This is a genomic window from Endozoicomonas sp. ONNA2 (assembly GCF_024606365.1).
Classification (GTDB): Bacteria; Pseudomonadota; Gammaproteobacteria; order Pseudomonadales; family Endozoicomonadaceae; genus Endozoicomonas.
This window is the reverse complement of sequence record NZ_JAHHPO010000688.1, coordinates 1-2,400: the sequence shown is the minus strand read 5'-3', so window position 1 is coordinate 2,400 and position 2,400 is coordinate 1. Positions and strand designations below refer to the sequence as shown.

The window sequence follows — 2,400 nt, the reverse complement described above, 5'->3', positions numbered from 1 at the left end:
TTCCTGATATTACTATTGTCCATTCTTTCTTTAGCTTCTGCGAACGAGTGCAGGCAGGTTGGTTTTCAGGTGTTGCGGGTCTTGAATTGGAACCACAAAGCACACGAAGAGCACAAAGAAGAGCTTTTTCTTTTCCTTTGTGCTCTTCGTGTACTTTGTGGTTCAAAGCTTTTTATCCTCAATTTTCTGCCAGCCTCGCTACGGCAACGCCCAGTCGGGCGCTATTCTCGGACAGCCTCCCGCAGCGGCAAAGGACAAGCGAGATCGGGAGCAAATTTATAAAATATCCGGGTCAGGAATTGTCCCGGAATAACTTCCACATTTCAGTAACCCGCTTCCCGAACAACTGGAAACACTTGTGCTTTTGCGGCAAGCAGTCGGCGACATTTTCCCAGACTGTAAAATGATAAAGTTATTCCGGGACAAATCCTTATTCGTTATGTTGCGTGTAATTTAATCGCATTTTCTTGTGAAATTACTGCTCTGGACTCTCTTCATCGCTGTAATATTTTTGGTAGTCATCAGATGTGATAAAAGAATGACCACCCGCGCTGATCATATAAAAACCCTCTCCCTCTACAAGATAAGCAATATAGGTTTTACCCGTTCTTAAATGTATTGGTTGTGATGGACCCACAAAAAATTCACCATGCTCATTTCTTTGATAATTAATCTTGATTGTCTGACCTTCAGATAAGTTACTTTCAGATCTAAAAACTTTATTAATTTTTGCTATTGAACTAATTTTTGTGACTGTAGAATACTCACTTTGATTATGTGTACTTGTGAGCTTTAATATAAAAATCTCTATTTTTTCAGGGGCTGTTTTACGATACTCCGCATAAACATGTGGTGGCAGTTCAGCTACTGCAATACTTGAGCAGAATAAGATAAATAACCCTACTATTTTCAATGCCCTTAAAATTTCCATTTCTTCATCATCCTGTCCATATAAATGAAATATATTTTTTAGACAATGTACTTTCTCTGAAGTTCATTGAAGTAAAACATAACGCCTGCATAAGCGGCGGCAAGTCCGGGAGGCTGTCCGAGAATAGACGACCTCTTGGTTAACCCAGGTTCAGCACTGGATCTGGCAGGTTCCTGAGAAATCCATCCTGTTTTGAAGATTAATTAATAATAATTGGAGATTATCCAGCACTCACTATCCCCAGGGTTGTTTAATATAGGCGGCACCCACTAAACTTGATTCTTCACCCTGACCATAAATCATGAAAAAATAAAAGGGGCGATTGATCTGCAGCTCTTCAGGCATTCCACCACCAAGAAGTGCGAATGCAGCCGCAACATGGGCGCCTGCCTCATTAATGCTAAGATTTGCCCTATGTTTTCCTGAACCGAGCAATTCAGGGTAATCTTCCTCATAGACATAATCGAATTGATATTTGGGTAAATGGAGTGCGACGTGTCCTTGAACACATTCACGTTCAAATAATGAGATCAAGCCTTTTGTCAGGATATGGCTGACTCTGTCACTGTGTTCTTGTTGCGCCGCTTTAGGAGGCATGATGAAAACAGCGTTCAAACCAGATTCCTTAACAGGCAAGGCAATGAACTCAAAGTCTGAGATATTTTTATAAGCAATTAAGTTTGTCCCCTTGCCGCTTTCCATCCAGACGATCTCCGGCTGCTTGTTACCGTCCCAAGTCATGTTTGTACTATATATTTGAGGTTTCACCATGAAAGGTTGTTCCCATGACACTTGCTGAAACAACCAGCTTACTAGCAAGAAAGCTGTGTTTGGGTCTTTCAGCACGCCAGGATTGAGCAGGTTGGTAATCACTCCGTTAGTATCTTTGGCAATTTGTTCATTGAGCCGTTGAGTGACGTTATCGTACCCTTGTTGATCCAGTTGACGACTGCTGGTACAGGGGACGCCCAGCTGCTCAAGCGTCGTGTCAATGGATGTGTTTTTGGAAAAAAAATGTAATTTTGCCAGTGAACTGTGAACCGCCGGGTTATCAGGTTTATCACTTATATCGCTTTGTCCGCGTTGTAGTAGTCCCAGTAAATCGATAGATACCTTGTCTGTTTTAGAAATCAGGTACGGTGAAACCACAATGTTTCTATCATTAAGTTTTTTTTTCGCTATCTCCATAAAACGTTTGACATCCGATTCCAGGCTACTCTCTACCAGACTACTCTCATGAAGGGAGTGGAAAACCTTACTGTACGACGAGTCCGTTAAAGGTTGTGCGCTTGCTGATGCAGTGGGGGGCAAGTATTGTGCTGCGGGTGAAAAAGCAGGATGGAAATTCATTTCATGCACTCCCGAGTCAAATGAGTTGTCATTATTGCCATCATGTAGTGTAGTTGCTTATTTGCACCTGAATCCGTAACTTCAGAAGACGTTGAAACCTTCGGAAGCCGGTCGTGCCG

3 protein-coding genes are annotated in these 2,400 nt (G+C 42.2%); 1 reads left to right on the top strand and 2 read right to left on the bottom strand.

Annotated elements, in window-relative coordinates; genetic code table 11:
* The coding region (locus KDK14_RS12070) for a hypothetical protein (protein WP_257265376.1) at nucleotides 1-407 on the top strand (407 nt) is incomplete at its 5' end.
* A 68-nt stretch (nucleotides 408-475) separates the two neighbouring features.
* On the opposite strand, the gene KDK14_RS12065 is transcribed toward KDK14_RS12070, so the two are convergent.
* Nucleotides 476-931 carry a hypothetical protein gene (locus KDK14_RS12065; RefSeq protein ID WP_257265375.1) on the bottom strand — a complete coding sequence of 152 codons (456 nt, stop codon included), beginning with the start codon at nucleotides 929-931 and terminating at the stop codon, nucleotides 476-478.
* 234 nt (nucleotides 932-1,165) lie between these two features.
* Nucleotides 1,166-2,281 carry a serpin family protein gene (locus KDK14_RS12060; protein ID WP_257265373.1) on the bottom strand — a complete coding sequence of 372 codons (1,116 nt, stop codon included), beginning with the start codon at nucleotides 2,279-2,281 and terminating at the stop codon, nucleotides 1,166-1,168.
* Nucleotides 2,282-2,400: the final 119 nt, after the last annotated feature.

Bases quoted from the DNA above. Each gene is read 5' to 3' on its own strand.
- KDK14_RS12065 (WP_257265375.1), bottom strand. From the start codon at position 931: ATGGAAATTTTAAGGGCATTGAAAATAGTAGGGTTATTTATCTTATTC.
- KDK14_RS12060 (WP_257265373.1), bottom strand. From the start codon at position 2,281: ATGAATTTCCATCCTGCTTTTTCACCCGCAGCACAATACTTGCCCCCC.